Annotated in this window: 12 protein-coding genes; 5 read left to right on the forward strand and 7 right to left on the reverse strand. The window is 66.1% G+C overall.

What is annotated here, in order from left to right; genetic code table 11:
• The 4 genes from VKF82_12495 to VKF82_12510 all read right to left on the reverse strand — a co-directional run.
• On the reverse strand, positions 1–1,128 hold a 1,128-nt coding region (locus tag VKF82_12495; protein ID HME82875.1), incomplete at its 3' end, for a hypothetical protein.
• A complete protein-coding gene (locus VKF82_12500; protein ID HME82876.1) occupies positions 1,125–2,345 on the reverse strand; it encodes an MFS transporter in 1,221 nt (406 codons plus the stop codon). The genes VKF82_12495 and VKF82_12500, both read right to left, overlap by 4 nt.
• Positions 2,346–2,363: 18 nt before the next feature.
• Entirely contained in the window at positions 2,364–5,555 is a 3,192-nt protein-coding gene (locus tag VKF82_12505; protein ID HME82877.1) for an efflux RND transporter permease subunit, read from the reverse strand.
• A gap of 50 nt (positions 5,556–5,605) precedes the next feature.
• Positions 5,606–6,181 (reverse strand): hypothetical protein, encoded by a 576-nt coding sequence (locus VKF82_12510; GenBank protein ID HME82878.1) that lies wholly within the window; start codon positions 6,179–6,181, stop codon positions 5,606–5,608.
• A gap of 18 nt (positions 6,182–6,199) precedes the next feature.
• On the opposite strand from VKF82_12510, the gene VKF82_12515 reads away from it, so the two are divergent.
• Positions 6,200–7,288, forward strand: a complete 1,089-nt coding sequence (locus tag VKF82_12515) for a zinc-dependent alcohol dehydrogenase family protein (protein HME82879.1) — start codon at positions 6,200–6,202, stop codon at positions 7,286–7,288.
• Here the strand turns inward: VKF82_12515 and VKF82_12520 are convergent.
• Together VKF82_12520 and VKF82_12525 are read right to left on the reverse strand one after the other, a co-directional pair.
• Positions 7,242–8,189 (reverse strand): beta-propeller fold lactonase family protein, encoded by a 948-nt coding sequence (locus VKF82_12520; GenBank protein HME82880.1) that lies wholly within the window; start codon positions 8,187–8,189, stop codon positions 7,242–7,244. The genes VKF82_12515 and VKF82_12520 overlap by 47 nt on opposite strands.
• Before the next feature lie 41 nt (positions 8,190–8,230).
• Positions 8,231–8,875, reverse strand: a complete 645-nt coding sequence (locus VKF82_12525; protein HME82881.1) for an NAD(P)-binding domain-containing protein — start codon at positions 8,873–8,875, stop codon at positions 8,231–8,233.
• 64 nt (positions 8,876–8,939) lie between these two features.
• Between VKF82_12525 and VKF82_12530 the strand changes: the two genes are divergently transcribed.
• Together VKF82_12530 and VKF82_12535 are read left to right on the forward strand one after the other, a co-directional pair.
• Positions 8,940–9,749 (forward strand): GNAT family N-acetyltransferase, encoded by an 810-nt coding sequence (locus tag VKF82_12530; GenBank protein ID HME82882.1) that lies wholly within the window; start codon positions 8,940–8,942, stop codon positions 9,747–9,749.
• On the forward strand, positions 9,749–10,369 hold the full coding sequence (locus VKF82_12535; GenBank protein ID HME82883.1) for a hypothetical protein: 621 nt from the start codon (positions 9,749–9,751) through the stop codon (positions 10,367–10,369). The genes VKF82_12530 and VKF82_12535 overlap by 1 nt, the downstream gene beginning before the upstream one ends.
• Here VKF82_12535 and VKF82_12540 read toward each other — a convergent pair.
• Positions 10,366–10,932, reverse strand: a complete 567-nt coding sequence (locus VKF82_12540; protein HME82884.1) for a hypothetical protein — start codon at positions 10,930–10,932, stop codon at positions 10,366–10,368. The two genes, VKF82_12535 and VKF82_12540, sit on opposite strands and share 4 nt — an antisense overlap.
• 116 nt (positions 10,933–11,048) lie before the next feature.
• Here VKF82_12540 and VKF82_12545 point away from each other — a divergent pair, with 116 nt between their 5' ends.
• Positions 11,049–12,521, forward strand: coding sequence for a hypothetical protein (locus VKF82_12545; GenBank protein ID HME82885.1), 1,473 nt, complete (start codon positions 11,049–11,051; stop codon positions 12,519–12,521).
• An 87-nt stretch (positions 12,522–12,608) separates the two neighbouring features.
• Positions 12,609–15,857, forward strand: a complete 3,249-nt coding sequence (locus VKF82_12550) for an efflux RND transporter permease subunit (GenBank protein ID HME82886.1) — start codon at positions 12,609–12,611, stop codon at positions 15,855–15,857.
• Positions 15,858–15,881 lie beyond the last annotated feature (24 nt).

Genomic DNA, 15,881 nt, shown 5'->3' on the forward strand with positions numbered 1-15,881 from the left:
TTGATGGTCGAGGATGTCCTCCGCGTTCGGAAAGCGCGGGTCGACGCGGACGCCTGTCAAACGGTAGCCGTCTTGCGTGGGGGCCGCAATGCCCAGGCGCACCAGCCCGCGCAGCGCAGCGCGCGTCATGCGCTCGGGCGATGCGCGCAGCTCGGGATCGACCCACGCGATCGGCGGCAGCGCCGCGAGCCGCTCACGCACGGCGTCGAGCGCCTGCGCCTGCGTGAACGTCGCCTCGGCGCGCTGTTCGAGCTCGGCGCCGCACAGATAGTCCGCCAGCAGTTGGCTCACGGTCACAGGCCGGGGCGCCTTCATCGAGTTGCCGATGTCGTTGCGGTCGAGCGCCGGCAGCACGCGGAAGAGCATCGAGAGACGGCGGCCGACGAAGGGGTCATAGCTGATGGCGATCGTGTAAATCTCCTGCGCGAGTGGCGCGAGACGCCATAGCGCCTCGCGCAGTTTGTTCATGCGTCCGGTCTTCGAGAAGCGTCCCTCCGGCGTCAGCCAAAACGTCTCGCCGCTCGCGAGCAGCGTTTCAAGCCCGCGCATATCTTCGTCCATCTGGACGCGCATCTCGTCGAGCAGCTCGCGGCGGTACGGCTCGCGGATCGATTTGATCGGAACCTCCAAGCCGCGCGACCGGCGGAAGTTCGTCGAGGCGAACAGGTACGAGAGCGTCTTGCCCTCGGCATCCGTGCCCAGCATGTCGAGAATGGCGGGCGCGAAGACATCGGCCAGCGGCAGATCGCCGTGGCGGTCGTACACGGCCTGTGCGAAGCCGGCGACTGGTCTCGTGCGAGGCTGGTTCTCGATCGGGACCATGCCGATCGCATGGAACAGCTTGGACGGGTCAACGCCGCGCATCAGCGACTCGGTCCACGGAACGTGATAGCCGAATGCACCGGGTTCGAACAGCCGCCGGCCGCTGACCGTGTAGATCGTCTTGTTCCAGGGACCGCCGCGCTGGAGGTACGAGATCGTGACCTTGTCATCGAGATCGTGCTGATGGTTGGCGATGCACAGCGTCGGACCGCGCGGGTTCGGGAGCCGGCCCCACCCGCGGACGCGGTAGGCATTCCAATACCACGGCCATATGCCGAAACAGGCGACCGTCTGAAAGCTGATCACGAAGGCGGCCTGATGAGGTCCACGGCTCTGTCTGCGACCGCGGGGACGGGCCGGGGCTTGACCCACAAGACGACGACCGAACCCAGCACGAAGGTGAGGCCCGCGAGCAAGAACAGCATCTTGTAGCCGGCCAGAGGGCTCAGATAGTGGGCGATGAGCCAGCCGCCCGCGATCGGCGCGACGACGCTCGGCAGGCCCGACGCGATGCCCCAGATGCCGAGGTCGCGTGCCACATCGCGCATCTGCGGCACCGAGTCGATCGCCAGCGCCCAGCCGACGGCCAAGAACGCGCCGTAGCCCAGGCCGAAGCACAGCGCATACACGATGAGATATCGCTGCTGCGGTGCGATGGCAAAGCCCAAGCCGGCCAGCGCCATCGGGATGCCGGCGGCAGCGAGGACGTACTTACGCGGCACGCGGTCGGAAAGCGTGCCCGTCCAAAACGCGGTGACGATCGCGCCGGCGAGCGCGAGAACTCCGAACAAACCCGTGCTCACCGACGGGTTCTCGACCTTTTCGACGTCGCGGAAGAAATACAGCACGAACGTGCTCAGCAGCGTCAGCCCCGTGTTGGTCAAAAAACGCGACGCGAACACGACGCTGAAGTTGTGCCAATCGCTGACATGGACGTGGTCGGGCTCGACGTAGCGGCCCTCCGGCGTCAGCGCGACGGTCACGCCGCCCAGCGCGACGACGAGCGCGGTCCACAGGAACGTCTGCTCCGGCGTGGTCAGGCTGGCGACGGCCAGGCCGCCGACCGCGCCGACCAGAGATGCCACGCCCTGGTAACCGGCCGACGTGCCCCAGTCCTCGCGCGGCACGACCTCGGGGATGAGCGCTTGATAGGCTGCGGTGCTGATGCTCTGCCCGACCACCGCGACGAACAGCGCGGCGGTGAACGACCACAGCGTTCCGCTGTATGCGAGCCAGACGAGCGCAACGGCGTTGAGAACGGTCCCGGCCAGGATGAAGGGCCGGCGATGCCCTCCACGGCGGCGCAGATAGTCTGAGAGCGCGCCGACCGGCGGCGGCACGAAGATCGAGATCGCTGCCACGATGCTGGCCAGGATGGCGAGCTGCTGCGTGTGGCCCGAAGCGGTCTGGAACTTCAACAGCGCGGCGGGCACGGCGATCGCCAGCAGGGCCGCGCCCTGGAAGTTCAACGGGATCCAATAGGCGTTTAGAAGCGACTGGTCGCGTACGCCGCGCGAAAGCATGCCGTGGGGTTGGACGGTTTAGCGGGCCGCGCCTGTGCCCGAGCTGTCGAGCTCGTCCGGGTCGTTGACGGCGCGCAATGCCGCGGCGACCCGCTCGCCCTTGACCTTGATCTCCTTGGGACTGAGCCACATATAGACCACGGGGATGAGCACGAGTGTGAGCAGCAGCGAGCTGATGAGTCCGCCGATGACGACGACGCCGAGCGAGCTGCGCGATGCCACGGCCGGATCCAGTCCGAGCGCGAGCGGCAGCATGCCGAAGATCATGGCCACGGTCGTCATCACGATCGGTCTGAAGCGCGTGCGCGCGCTTTCGCGGATCGCCGCGAGCCGGTCCATGCCGCGCTCGCGCAGTTGATTGGCGAAATCGACGAGCAGGATTCCGTTCTTGCTCACCAAGCCGATCAGCAACACCGTGCCGATCATCGAGAACGCGTTGAGCGTCTCGCGCGTGAGCGCCAAAGCGCCGATCGCACCGACGACCGCAAGGGGCACCGACGTGATGATGATGAACGGCGTCACATAGCTGTTGTACAGCGCCACCATCAAGAGGAAGACGAGCACCACGCCCAACACGATCGCCAGCGCCATGCCGTTGACCGTGTCGCTGAGGTTCTGCTGATTGCCGGCGCTGTTCGGCACGACCTTCACCGACACCGGGAGGCTCAAGTCTGCCACGCGCCGCTGGAACGCGCTGTCGACGTTGGACAGCGCGACGCCGGGTTCGACGTTCGCGCTCACGTGCACGACGGTCTGCCGATCCACGCGGTCGATGCTGCGCGGGCCCTCGCTGTTGTCGAGCCGCGCGAAGTCGCCGATCTTGACGATCTCTCCGGTCAGCGTGCGCAGCGGCACGTCGAGGAGCTGGCGCTTGTCGCGCTGGTACTGCGGCGGGTAGATGACCTGCACGCCCTTGAGCCCGTCGGGTCCCTCGAATTGCGTGGCGCGGACGCCGTCGAACGCGGCGCGGATCGCCGTCGCGGCGGCGGGCAGACTGATGTTGTGGCCGCGTGCCAGGTCGCGGTCGAAGGTCACGTTCAGCTGCGGAGCGAGCGTCGCCGCCGAGCTATAGACGTTGACGGCCCCAGGCGTGTCGCGCAGCAGCTCATAGACGCGCTGCGCATACTTGGATGGATCGCCGCTCGTGTCGGTCACAAGGTAGTCGAGCGGCTGCGAGTTGCCGCTGTGGCGATCCGTCACGGGGATGACGACAGGCGCGGCGCCGGCCGCGAGGCGCTGGGCGATGTCGCGCAGCTTCGCGACCCAATAGTCGGTCGAGTGCTTGCGCCGATCTTTGAGGTGGATATCGATCTGCGCGATCGCTCCATCCACCAGGTAGCCGCCGACCGGCGACATCGCCGCGCCGACCATGGTCGCCTCCGAACGGACGTCGTCAATGGCGTCGACCTCGTGCTCGATCGCCAGCGCGGTGTCGCGCGTCTTGAGGAGCGGCGTGCCGCTGGGATACCCGATCTGGACGAAGATCTCGCCGTTGTCCTGTGCCGGATCGAATTCGAAGCCGACGACGCCCAGCGGGATGAGCGCCAGCGCCGCGACGAGCGAGACAACGGCGATGGTCGCGACCGTGCCGCCATGGCTGAGCCCCCAAGGCAGCGCCACGTCCGCGTACCAAGCGCGCAGGCGTTCGAAGAAACGGGCGAATCGCGCCGTGAAGCTGATGAATCGTCCCTTGGAGAGCAGCGCCCAATTGCCCGCCAACGCGGGCGTGACCGTGAACGAGACGACAAGCGATGCCAGCGTCGCGGTGACCACGACGAGCGCGAATTCGGAAAGGAAGCGGCCGACGATGCCGGGCAGGAACGCGATCGGCAAGAACACGACGACGTCCACGAGCGTGATGACGATCGCCGCCAGGCTGATCTCGAGACGCCCGTTGATCGCGGCGAGGAATGGCGACTCGCCCATCTCGTAATGGCGCTGGATGTTCTCGAGCACGACGATCGAGTCGTCGACAAGGATTCCGGTGATCAGCGTCATCGCCAGCAGCGAGACGGTGTCGAGGGTGAAGTGGCCCAGCTGCATCACCATGAGCGTCGCGAACAGCGACGTCGGAATGGCGATGAGCACCGCCGTGGCGTTGCGCCACGAGCGCAAGAAGAAGACCATGACGATCGCCACGAGGATGATGCCCTCGATGAGGGTGCGCATCACGCCGTACACCTGCTGGCGCGTGCTGCTCGATTGGTCGTTGATGACCGTGATGATGACGTCGGGGAACTGGCGCTGCAGCTCCGGCAGCATCTTGAGGACGCCGCGCGCGGTGTCGATCTCGCTCGCGCTCGTCTCTTTCTTGATGTTGAGCAGCAGCGTCGGCTTGCCGTTGACGTAGGCGTAGATGCGCTGCGGCTCGTTGCCGTCGGAGACCTTGGCGACGTCGGCGACCTTGTAGAGGCGCGGCGAGGGCACGCTCGGATTGAGCAGCGCCCGGAACTGGCTATCGGTGAGCGGCGCGGAGCCGATCGGCAGGTCGGCCACGGACGCTGCGCCCGTGATGTCGCCGCGAATGTTGATGCCGGTCTCGCGCTGGTCGCCGAAGAGGATGCCGCCGGGTGCGCGCACATTGCTGCCCGCGATGGCCCCGACCACGTCGTTGATGGCGAGCCCTGCCGACTGGAGCTTGCGCGGGTCCACTTCGACTTCGATGGACGGCGTGACGATGCCGTACGACTCGACGTTGCCGACGCCGTTGACCTGTTCGATGGCGGGGACGATCTTGTTGCTGATCAGCGATGAGAGAGCGCCGGGAGAGAGCGTGTCCGATGCGACCGAAAGCGAGACGATGTCCGACTCACCCGGATCGAAGGTCTCGATGACCGGAGCGGGCAGATCGGCGGGCAATTGCGCCTGGACCGCTTGCATGCGGCGCTGCACCTCGACCAACGCGTCGGTCTTCTTGGAGTGCAGGCTGAACTCGGTGAGCACCGTCGCGAAGCCCTGCTGGACGCGGGTCTGGATGTGCTCGAGGCCGGGCGCGCCGGCGAGCTGGTCTTCGATGGGGCGCACGACGCCGTCGCTCATCTCGGCAGGCGATGCGCCTGGGTAGAAGAGGATGACGACGATGTGCGGCACGTCGACGTTGGGCAGATCCTGCATGCGCAGGCTCGAGGCCGCGAGCAGGCCGCCGATCGTGATGAGCGCGACCAGGACGGCCGCCAGGGTCGGGCGCGTGACGAAGAGCTTGGTGAGCATGTACTATACTATATTTCGGCAAGCACGCGCCGGGGACCCTCGGAGCGGCGCTAGCGCTTGGCCCCCGCCTGTGCGTCTTGCGTCGCCCACGGATCGCGCAGCGCAGTGCGCCGGATGCCGTCGGGGAACGTACCGCGCGGGTGGCGGGCGAGCCACTCCCGCGCGCGGATGGCGAGGTATTCGAAATCGTGGTACTGCGAATCGCCGCGCCGCCGGCGCATGATCGCGATCGCAGGCTCAAGCTTTTCCCAGTATGAGACCACGAGCCGGCTGAACATGTCCATGAACGCGCTCTCGGTCACAAGATCGTTCTTGACGAGCGTGCCAAGCTCGTTGAACCAGTTGATCGCTCTGATCTCGAGGTGCGTGCGGTCGTCGATGAAACCGATCTCCTCGAGCTCTGCGCGATAGGCGGGATCTTGCAGTTTGTAATGCAGCTCGCGCTGGACGTAGCGGAACGATTCCTGCAGCTCATGGGTGCGGAAGTCGCGTTCGAGCGCCAGCACCGCGCCGAGCTGGTTCGCGGCGCGCATGTGGCGCAGCTGGACGATCGCCGCGATCGCGGTCGCACCGATGACGACCAGCGTGCCGATCGACGCGACGGTATTGAGCATCTCTAACGGCATGCATGCATCCTCGAATGCGTGTTCTACGCGTCGACGGAGAGCGCCTATGGCGGAGGCGGCGCCGGTGCGAGCGAATCCGAGCCGTTGATGCATGCGATGCTGCTCGACGCGCCGCGACGGCCGCTGCGCGCCGCTGAAGTCGCCGATACCGCGCCGCCGCCCGGCCACGTCCGTATCCGCGTGCTGGCGTGCGGGGTCTGTCGCACCGATCTGCATATCTACGACGGCGAGCTCACGCATCCGAAGCTGCCGCTCGTGCTCGGACACGAGATCATCGGCACAGTCGAGGTCGGTGGCCCGGGTGCGCAGCGTTTTCGGGCCGGCGATCGGGTCGGCGTGCCCTGGCTGGCCGGAACGGACGGCACGTGCCGCTACTGCCGGGACGGTCGCGAAAATCTTTGCGAGCACGCACGCTTCACGGGCTACGACGTCGACGGCGGATACGCGCAAGCCACCATCGCCGATGAGGCGTTCTGCTTCGCGATTCCAGCTGCGTATGGAGACGATGAAGCTGCGCCGCTCATGTGCGCCGGTCTCATCGGCTACCGGTCGTTGCGCATGGCTGGCGACGCGGAGCGCGTCGGCATCTACGGGTTCGGCGCCGCCGCGCACATCATCGCGCAGATCGCGCGCCATGAAGGACGGCGTGTCTTCGCGTTCACCCGGCCGGGCGACGCCGCCGCACAATCATTCGCACGCGAACTCGGCGCGGTGTGGGCAGGTGGATCGGATGCCGTGCCGCCCGAACAGCTCGATGCGGCGATCATCTTCGCCCCTGCAGGCGAGCTGGTGCCGACCGCCCTGCGCGCGCTGGGCCGTGGCGGCATCGTCGTGTGCGGCGGCATCCACATGAGCGCGATCCCGTCGTTCGACTACGCGTTATTGTGGGAAGAGCGCCAGATCCGCTCGGTCGCCAATCTCACGCGCCGCGACGCCCAAGAGTTTCTCGCGCTGGCACCGCAGGTGCCGGTGCGCACGTGGGTGACGCGCTATCCGCTCGAACGGGCCAATGACGCGTTGGCCGATCTGCGCGGCGGGAAACTGCGGGGTGCGGCGGTTCTTATTCCGTCCCTAGACCGTTCGGGAACATCAGACCCGAGCCGCTGACCGTATACGCAGGCGCGACGTTGCCGTTCGCGCTGAACGGGAAAGCCAGCAGATCATTCGCGCCCGTGTTCGCGACGACGAGATCGCTTCCGACGATATCGATGTCGCCCGCCCCGTTCAGGGTGGTGGCCGGACCGGCGATGGTCGCGGTGGGCGCTTGATCTCCGGTGGGATTGGGCGCGTACACCGTGATCGAGTCGGGGAAGTCGTTCGTGACGTAGACGTTGCCGGCGCTGTCGAGCACGATGCCGCTCGGGTTGACAAGGCCCGTCATCGCGCCTGAAAGCGTGGCGAATGGGATGACGTCGCCGGACACCGACGAGAAGATGTCGGCGCTATGATAGATCGTCACGCTGCTGTTCGCGGTATTGACGACGTAGACGTTGCCGGCGCCGTCGTGGTGCAGCGCGACGGGATGGTCGAGCGCGGTGTCGGGCCCGACGATCGATGCGAGCGGAACGGCGTTGCCGGTCTCATTCGGCGCGAACACGCGCACGCTGTTGCCGGCGCTATTGCCGACGTAGACCCGGCCCGTGCTGTCGACGTCGATGTCAGTGGGGTGGTCAAGCCCCGGGTTGACTCCGGAGATCGTCGTGACCGGCGCGGCGTCGCCGTTCGCATTCTTGGCGTAGACCGTCACCGTGTCGCCGTGGTTGTTCGCGACGAAGATAAGCCCGGCGCTAAAGCCCACGCCGGTCGGAAAATTCAAGCCGGTATCGGGGCCGACGATCGTCTGCACGGCGGTCGCGGTGCCTCCGACGACGTTGAAGACGATCACCGAATTGGCCGTGCTGTTCGCGACCAGCAATACCCGGCCGGCGGGAACGGGTGCGGTCGTGCTGTATTGCGAGCAGCCGAACAGCACGCTCGCAGCAACGGCGATGGCAGCTAGGCGCTTCACCTTGCGGACGTTATCAGCGGTGAGCGGCAATTCCTCGCCCGTCACCTGCGCAGCAGCTTGAACGCGTGGTCGCGGCTCTTGGTGCGCATCGCGTAGACCACCCATAAGATGCACATGGGCTCGAGCAGCCTCGCGCCCTCGATCCCGCCGATGTCGATCACGTTCCATCCGAACGCGCGCAAGATCGTGCTGACGTCTTCCTTGGCTTTGTCGTCGTTGCCCGCGATGAACATATCGGGCGGTCCGCACGGGAAGTCCGGGTTGACCATATCGCCGTTGCCGACGATGTTGAACGCTTTCACGACCCGCGCGTCGGGCAGCCAACGCTGCACTTGTTCGCCGCCAGAATCGTTCCAGCCCAACGCGAGCCCCGGCGGTCCGTGCTCCGAGAATACAAGCGGGTTGGTGACGTCTATGACCGTCTTGGCTTTGAAGTTCTCCGTGCCGGCCAGTCGGAGAGCATTGTGCGTGCCGCTCCACAGCGTCGCGAGGACGATCAGCTCGCCGAACGCGGCCGCATCAACGAATGAACCGGTCGAGGCGCGGGGCCCGTTGGCCGCTTTCCACTCTTTGAGCTTATCGCTGTCGGGTTCGCGCGAGCCGATCTTGACTTCATGGCCGATCCCGATGAGACCGGCGGCCAGGACTCGCCCGACATCGCCGCTTCCGATGACGCCTATCTTCATTAGATACCCTCCGAATTGGACCGCCAAGGTTAGCGCGCGGGCCGGCAGAACCCTAGCGCCGGCCATGACAACCAGCCAACGCCCCGCGTTCGTCAGCGAGCGCATCTCGCCCGAAGCCGGCTCCGCGGATCTGAGCGCCATGGCTCGTGGAGAACCGGGAGTTCCCCGAGCGTTCACATGGCGCGAGGGCCGCTTCGAGGTCGCCCGCGTGCTCGCCACGCAGCGCGGTATGGGAGAAGATCGCGGCGACGTGTACGTGCGGCGCCACTACTTCGACGTCGAGACCACCGACCTGCTGCGTATGCGGCTGTACTTCGAGCGCAACCCGAAAGATCGCAGCAAGCGCAAAGCTTGGTGGCTGTACACCGTCACGTTTCCGGAGCCGGTGATCGTCACGCCGCGCCTCGCGTTGCGACGCTGGACGTACGCCGACCGTGCGGACTTCCGCGCCATGCTCGCCGACGCGGACATGATGCGCCACCTGCACGAAGGCGTGCCGCTGAGTCCGCGGGAAGCCGACGCCGCGCTCGAGACGACGATCGAGCATTATCGCGCGGGGTTCGGCGACTGGGCGATCGTCTCGCGCGCGCACGGGGAGATCCTCGGTGAGTCCGGGCTTACGACGCTTCCGGAGACCGGCGAGGTGGAGCTAGGCTATATGCTGCGCCGTCCGTTCTGGGGACAGGGCTTCGCGACCGAAGCCGCGCGCGCGGTCATGACGCACGCGTTCGCGGCGCTGGGCCTGAGCCGTCTGGTCTCGGTGGCGCGCCCGGATAATCGCGCGTCCATCCACGTGCTCGAGAAACTCGGCATGCGCCCGATCGGCCGCGCCGTCCACCGCGGACACGAGATGGCGAAGTTCGAGACGCAATAGTGGGCCTGCTGCTCGTCGCCGTCGCGGTCATCGGCGTGCTTCACACGCTCGTGCCCGATCATTGGGCGCCGATCGCGCTGCTCGCGCGCCAACAGGGCTGGTCGCGGCGCCATACCGCGTGGACGGCCGCCGGCGCAGGACTCGGCCACACGCTCTCCACGTTGGCCATCGGCGCGGTCGCGTGGCTGGTCGGCGTCGCTGCCGCGCAGCGCTATGGGCACTACGTCAATATCGCATCCGGCCTCGCGCTCATCGCGTTCGGACTCTGGATCGCGATCAGCTCGCTGCGCGAGGCTCGCGAGCCCGAAGCGGAGCTCGAGTCCGAAGTGGCGGCGGAAGCCAAGAAGATCGCCACCTCGACCTCGATCATGCTCGTCATCGGCTCGTCGCCGAGCGTCGAGGCGCTGCCGACGTTCTTCGCCGCGGCGAAATACGGCATCTACGCCGAGCTGGCGCTCGCGGTCGTGTTCACGGCGACGACCATCGGCACGTACGTCGTGACGTGCGTGCTGTCAGCGGCTGGCCTGGAGCGCCTGCGAATCGGCCCGCTGGAGCGCTACGGCGAGGTCATCAGCGGCGCGTTCGTGGCGCTCGTCGGCGCCGTGTTCCTGTTCCTCTAGCTCTTGGTGCAGACCGAATCGACTGCGATCGTGCGGCCTGATTTCTCCTTGAACGTGCTGTGCGAGGTCATCTTCGTGTCGCTCACCTTCGTCATCGTCGTTGGCGACGTCGCGATGATGTCCGGACCCGGCGTGAACAAAGCATCGGTCCAGACCATCGTGCTGCCGCTCCAGCCTGGCGAATATGAGACGTCGTAGCCGCCGACGTCGTCGGTGTAGACGTCAACCCAGCGATGCTGGTCCGAATCATACGTGATCTTGTCGACGCTGTTGGTCGCCGGCGCCCACGACGTCTTCGCCGTCGCGGTATCGGTCACGATCCAATACCCTGATGGATCGATTGAGCTGGTGCCCGTCGAGGTGTACGGAGCGGGCCGGCGTGCGCTGCGGCTCGAGCACGACCACGTGCCCAGCGAGAACTTCAGCGACGAGAAATCCGGTTTCTTCGCGGCCGGAATCGGCGTTGATTCGATGCCTGGAGTGGTGTCCGCCAGACCGATCGCGCTGAGCGCGAGGAGCGCCACGACCAGTCCGAGAGAAAAACGAAAAACTCGAGATCGCATTACATCGTCCTTCCTGTGACGCGATGACGGTAGAGTCGTAAGCGTGCGGTTCCCGCGCGGGCTTCGGTATCCTGCGGGACGGGGAAACGCGGCCCGGAGGCGAACACGCGTACCGGATGAAGAGCGCCGTTATCATCGTCCATGGCATCGGTCCGCTCGATCGTTACCAGATACAGGATCAGTTCGCGGCCGAACTGCGCGACGCGTTGAACACCGAGACCGACGACGAGCGCCGCCAACGTTTCGGCGGCGAGGCGCCGCCGCGTCAAGGCCAATGGCATGCCGATGCCATCTGGCCGCCGGTGCAGCGCAATGAGGTGCTCGAGGGTGTGCGGCCGAGCGCGGTGCGCGTGCATTGCGACAATCATGGCGTCGACGTGCTGCAAGAGCCCTCGGTCGATGTGTTCGAAGGCTATTGGAGTCCGGCCGACAAGGGCCAGACGAATGCGCCGAGCGTGCTCTCGTGGCTCATGCGCTCGATCTTCTCGCCGGTGGCCGACATGCGCATCGCCGCGCCGGGCGCCAAGACGACGTACGATGTCGCGTACATCGTCGCAATCGCGCTGCTCGCGGCGCTGCTGGCGATTTTGTCGATCGGCAGCGCGTATCGCGCGTATTTGGGCTTCACGTCCGGCCCGCTGCCGGCATGGATAGCGCTGCTCGTCGGGCTAGCCGGCGGCTATCTCGTCGCGCAAGGGTTATCGCGCCTGGTCCCATTGCTCTTCGTCTCGCGCGCCGGCCGCAGCACGAGGCGGCCGATCCTGCTGGTGATCCTCGGCCTTGCCATCGTCGCAGTCACGAGCTGGGGCGCCGGGGGCGAATATTTCGACGTGTTCGGCCGTCTCGGGTGGCTGCTGGTGACGACGACCTCCGCTCGCCTCTTGCTCAGCCTCATGATCGACTTCTTGAACGATCGCGTCGGCGATATCCAGATCTACGCGACGCACAACGAGAACCAGCGCTATTACTTGCTGCGCGAGAAGATCTTGCAGATCGTCGGCGATACCGTGCTCTCGGTGCTGCGCACCAAGGATGGACTGATCGCCAAGCCGCTTTACGATCGCGTATTCCTGGTCGGGCACAGCCTCGGTTCGAGCATCTTGATGGACGTCATCGTCGAACTCCATCGCCTGTTGATGGAGGGCGGGCTGGACGAGTCCTCGTGGAATCGGCTGCGCTGCTTCGTCAGCTACGGCAGCGCCCTGGAGAAGACCCATTATCTGCTTGGTTGCGCGCGGCCGGTCGCGCCGCAGCAAGTCGGCGAGTTCAAGGCAGACCTGTACTCGCGGCTGTTCAGCGCGGATGAGAGCGCGTTACGGCCGGCGGGCGCCGCGTCGCGGCCGCCGATGTTCTGGACGAACTATTGGTATTTCAGCGACGTCGTGGCCAACGCGATCGCCTCGTACGGCCGGGCGCGCAGCACGGCGGACCCTGCGCCTGAGCCCGGCCTCCACTACACGTGTCTCAATGCGCAGCTGCCGTCCCCGCCCGCGGTCGTATGGTCGCATGGCCACTATCTGGGCGATCGAGCGCTCTGGCACTCGCTTGGGCAGCGGCGCGGGCTCGCGACGATCGTCGCATCGGCGTGAGTTCGACGGTCGAGTAAACTCGACCGCTCCATATTTCCGGGGCGGTCGCATGAATTCGACCGCTCCATTGCCAACAATCGCATTGCCATGTGGCTGACCCGCTTCACGCTCCGCCAACCGATCATCGCCACCCTGTTCTTCCTGGCCGTCGCGGTGTTCGGGCTGATCGGCTACGCTTCGATGGGCGAGAACATCATCCCCAACGTCTCGTTCCCGATCGTCTCGGTGACGGCCACCTATCCTGGCGCGAGCCCTGAAGAGATGGAGCGCCTCATCGTCAAGCCGATCGAGGACCAGATCCAGGGGCTGCCGCATCTGGACAAGGTCAGCGCGACCGCGCAAGAGGGCACGGCCAGCATCAACGTCCAGTTCAAGCTGGGCACGGACGTGAACTTCGCGGGCACGGACGTGCAGCACGCGGTCGACGCGGCGCGGCTGTACCTGCCGAACGACCTCGATCCTCCGCTCGTCGAGAAATTCGATCCTGGGGCGCAGCCGGTCCTCACCGAGGCGATCACGTCGACGGTGCTCTCGCCCGTCGAGCTTTCGAACGTCATCACGAACGAGATCGTGCCGGTGCTGCGCGGCGTCAAGGGCGTCGGCGCGGTCGAGGTCGGCGGCAAGTACACCCGTCAGATCACCGTTCAACCCGATCTCGCGCGCCTGCGAAGCGTCGGCCTCACGCTTTCGGACGTCAATAACTCGCTCGCCGCGGGCAACGTCAGCATGCCGGGCGGCAGATTGGACGAACCTTTCGCGGAGTCGACCGTCGGCGTGCGGGCGGACCTGACCAACGCATCGCAGATCGCACATCTACCGCTCATCAACCCGTTCGCGCTGACCAGCGGCGTTCCGGCGGGAGTCACCGGCCAGCCGCTGCGCATCGGCGACGTCGCCACCGTGGTCGACGGCTATGCCGATCATCGCGTCATCTCGACCGTGAACGGCACGACCGCGAACATCGTCAGCATATCGCGCGACGCCACCTCCGACACGGTGAAGACGACCGAGGCCGTGCGCAAGGCCTTCGCCGACCTGCAGACGCGCTATCCGCAGATCAAGTTCGCCGAGATCGACGCGGATCTGTACTTCACGCGCGATTCGATCAACGGCGTGCTGGAGAATCTGCTCGAAGGCGTTCTGCTGACCGCGCTCGTGCTGCTGCTGTTCTTGCACGTGTGGCGCAGCGCGCTGGTCGTGATGATCGCCATTCCCGCATCGCTGTTCGCGACGTTCTTCGTGATGTGGGTGCTCGGCTTCACCGTCGACGTGCTGTCGTTGATGGGCCTGTCGCTGACGATCGGCATTTTGGTCGACGACTCGATCGTGGTCATCGAGAACATCACGCGCCATCGCGAGATGGGCCAGCCGCCCGACGAGGCGGCCATCACCGGCCGCTCGGAGATCGGCGGGGCGGCGATCGCCATCACGCTGGTCGACGTCGTCGTCTTCGCCCCGATCGCGTTCATGTCGGGCATCATCGGGCAGTACATGCATGAGTTCGGTTTGGTCGTCGTGTGCGCGACGCTGTTCTCGCTGCTGGTGTCGTTCACGCTCACGCCGTTGCTGGCGGCCCACTGGGCCCTGGTGCGCAAACCGCGCCCGCCGTCCGGGTTCTTCAAGGGTTTCGCCGATTGGTTCGAACGCATGCGCGTGGCGTACCACGATCGCTGGCTGCCCATGGCGATGTCGCATCCGTACCTGACGTTCTTCGGCTCCTTCGGCTTGGTGCTCGGGTCGATCGTGCTCGCAGGCGTGCTGCTGTCGACCGGGATCTTGCCGGGCGAGTTCCAGCCATACACGGAGTGGGGCTACGCCAGCATCGACCTGAACTATCCGCCGGGGACGCCGATCGAGGTGACCACCGCGGGCGCGACGCGCATCGGCGCCGCGCTGGAGCAGATGAAGGGCGTCAAGAACGTCTCCGTGACGGTGGGCCGTGCGGCGAACGGCGTGACCGAGATCGTCGGCGGCAACGTCGCGCATATCTGGGCGTTCCTGTATCAAGATCAGCGCCATGAGGAGCGCGGCATCGTCGCCCGCGTGGCATCGCTCGGTTACCTCGTGCCCGGCGCGCGCCTTTCCGCCGCCGGCGCGGCGAACGCCGGCCAACCGCCGATCTTCTTCACGTTGACCGGTCCGGCCGAAGAGCTCGACGCCGCCAGCAAGAAGCTTGTCGCATTCATCACCAAGCAGCCGAACACCACCGATGTCACCGCGAGCAACGCCATCGTCGGGCCGCGCCTGGAGATCAACATCGACCGCGATCGCGCGGCGGTGCTGGGCGTGAGCCCGCAGGACGCGGCGCTGACGGCGCGTGCCGCGATCGGCGGCGTCATCTCCACGCGCGTGCGGCAACGCGAGGGGCTCATCGACGCCATCGTGCAGCTTCCGCCGCAGACGCGCAACGATCCGGCGCAGCTGCGCACGGTCGACGTGCGCTCGTCGGCCACTGGCCAGCTCGTGCCTCTCGGCGACGTCGCCGATTTCACGAAGACGACCGAGCCGCCGTACATCGAGCGCCAGGATCGGCAGCGCGTCGTCCACGTGACTGCGAACACCGCCAACGGGGTGCCGATCGGGCCGATCGTCGACAAGGTGAATGACGCGCTCAAGACCCCCGGCTTCCTGCCGGCCGGCGTGCACGTCTCGACCGAGGGCGATACGCAGCTCTTCGGCGATGCCATCGCCAAGATCGGGCTCGCATTGCTGACGTCATTCATCCTCATCTATATGCTGCTGGTCGTGCTGTACCGCAGCTACCTCACGCCGTTCGTCATCATGATGAGCGTCCCGGCTGCGATCGTCGGCGTCATCGGCATCCTGGTCGTGCTCAATCTGTTCAATCTGGCGTTTCCGGACTTCCACATCCAGCTGGGCCGCTTCTATCTGCGGCCGTTCGCCGGCCAGACGCTCAACCTGTTCTCGATGCTCGGCGTCGTGATGCTCACCGGCCTGGTCGCCAAGAACGGGATCCTGCTGGTGGATTATGCGAACACGATGCGCGCCCGCGGCCTAGCGCTGCGCGACGCGATGCGCGAATCGGCGGCGATCCGCTTCCGGCCTATCGTCATGACGACGGCGGCGATGATCGCGGGCATGACGCCCTTGGCATTGGGCCTGACCGAAGGCGCGGAGTTCCGCAAGTCTATCGGCACGGTCATCATCGGCGGCCTGACCAGTTCGCTGTTCCTCACGCTGTTCGTCGTGCCCGTCGTCTATGTGGCGATCGTCGGCTTTTTCGACCGGTTGGCGGCGCGCAGGCTGGCCCGGCAACTGAAAGTCGCCAAAGAAGAGCCGGAAGACGGCGCGGGCGCAGCGCTCGACGCCGGTTGACCTGTAACTTCCAGACTGTCCCGA

The sequence above is a fragment of the Candidatus Eremiobacteraceae bacterium genome (assembly GCA_035314825.1).
Taxonomy (GTDB): Bacteria; Vulcanimicrobiota; Vulcanimicrobiia; order Eremiobacterales; family Eremiobacteraceae; genus JAFAHD01.

What these genes read in the sequence shown, in the direction of transcription:
- VKF82_12530 (HME82882.1), top strand. Translation starts at nt 8,940, where the DNA reads ATGACAACCAGCCAACGCCCCGCGTTCGTCAGCGAGCGCATCTCGCCC.
- VKF82_12500 (HME82876.1), bottom strand. Translation starts at nt 2,345, where the DNA reads ATGCTTTCGCGCGGCGTACGCGACCAGTCGCTTCTAAACGCCTATTGG.
- VKF82_12525 (HME82881.1), bottom strand. Translation starts at nt 8,875, where the DNA reads ATGAAGATAGGCGTCATCGGAAGCGGCGATGTCGGGCGAGTCCTGGCC.
- VKF82_12545 (HME82885.1), top strand. Translation starts at nt 11,049, where the DNA reads ATGAAGAGCGCCGTTATCATCGTCCATGGCATCGGTCCGCTCGATCGT.
- VKF82_12540 (HME82884.1), bottom strand. Translation starts at nt 10,932, where the DNA reads ATGCGATCTCGAGTTTTTCGTTTTTCTCTCGGACTGGTCGTGGCGCTC.
- VKF82_12505 (HME82877.1), bottom strand. Translation starts at nt 5,555, where the DNA reads ATGCTCACCAAGCTCTTCGTCACGCGCCCGACCCTGGCGGCCGTCCTG.
- VKF82_12550 (HME82886.1), top strand. Translation starts at nt 12,609, where the DNA reads ATGTGGCTGACCCGCTTCACGCTCCGCCAACCGATCATCGCCACCCTG.
- VKF82_12510 (HME82878.1), bottom strand. Translation starts at nt 6,181, where the DNA reads ATGCCGTTAGAGATGCTCAATACCGTCGCGTCGATCGGCACGCTGGTC.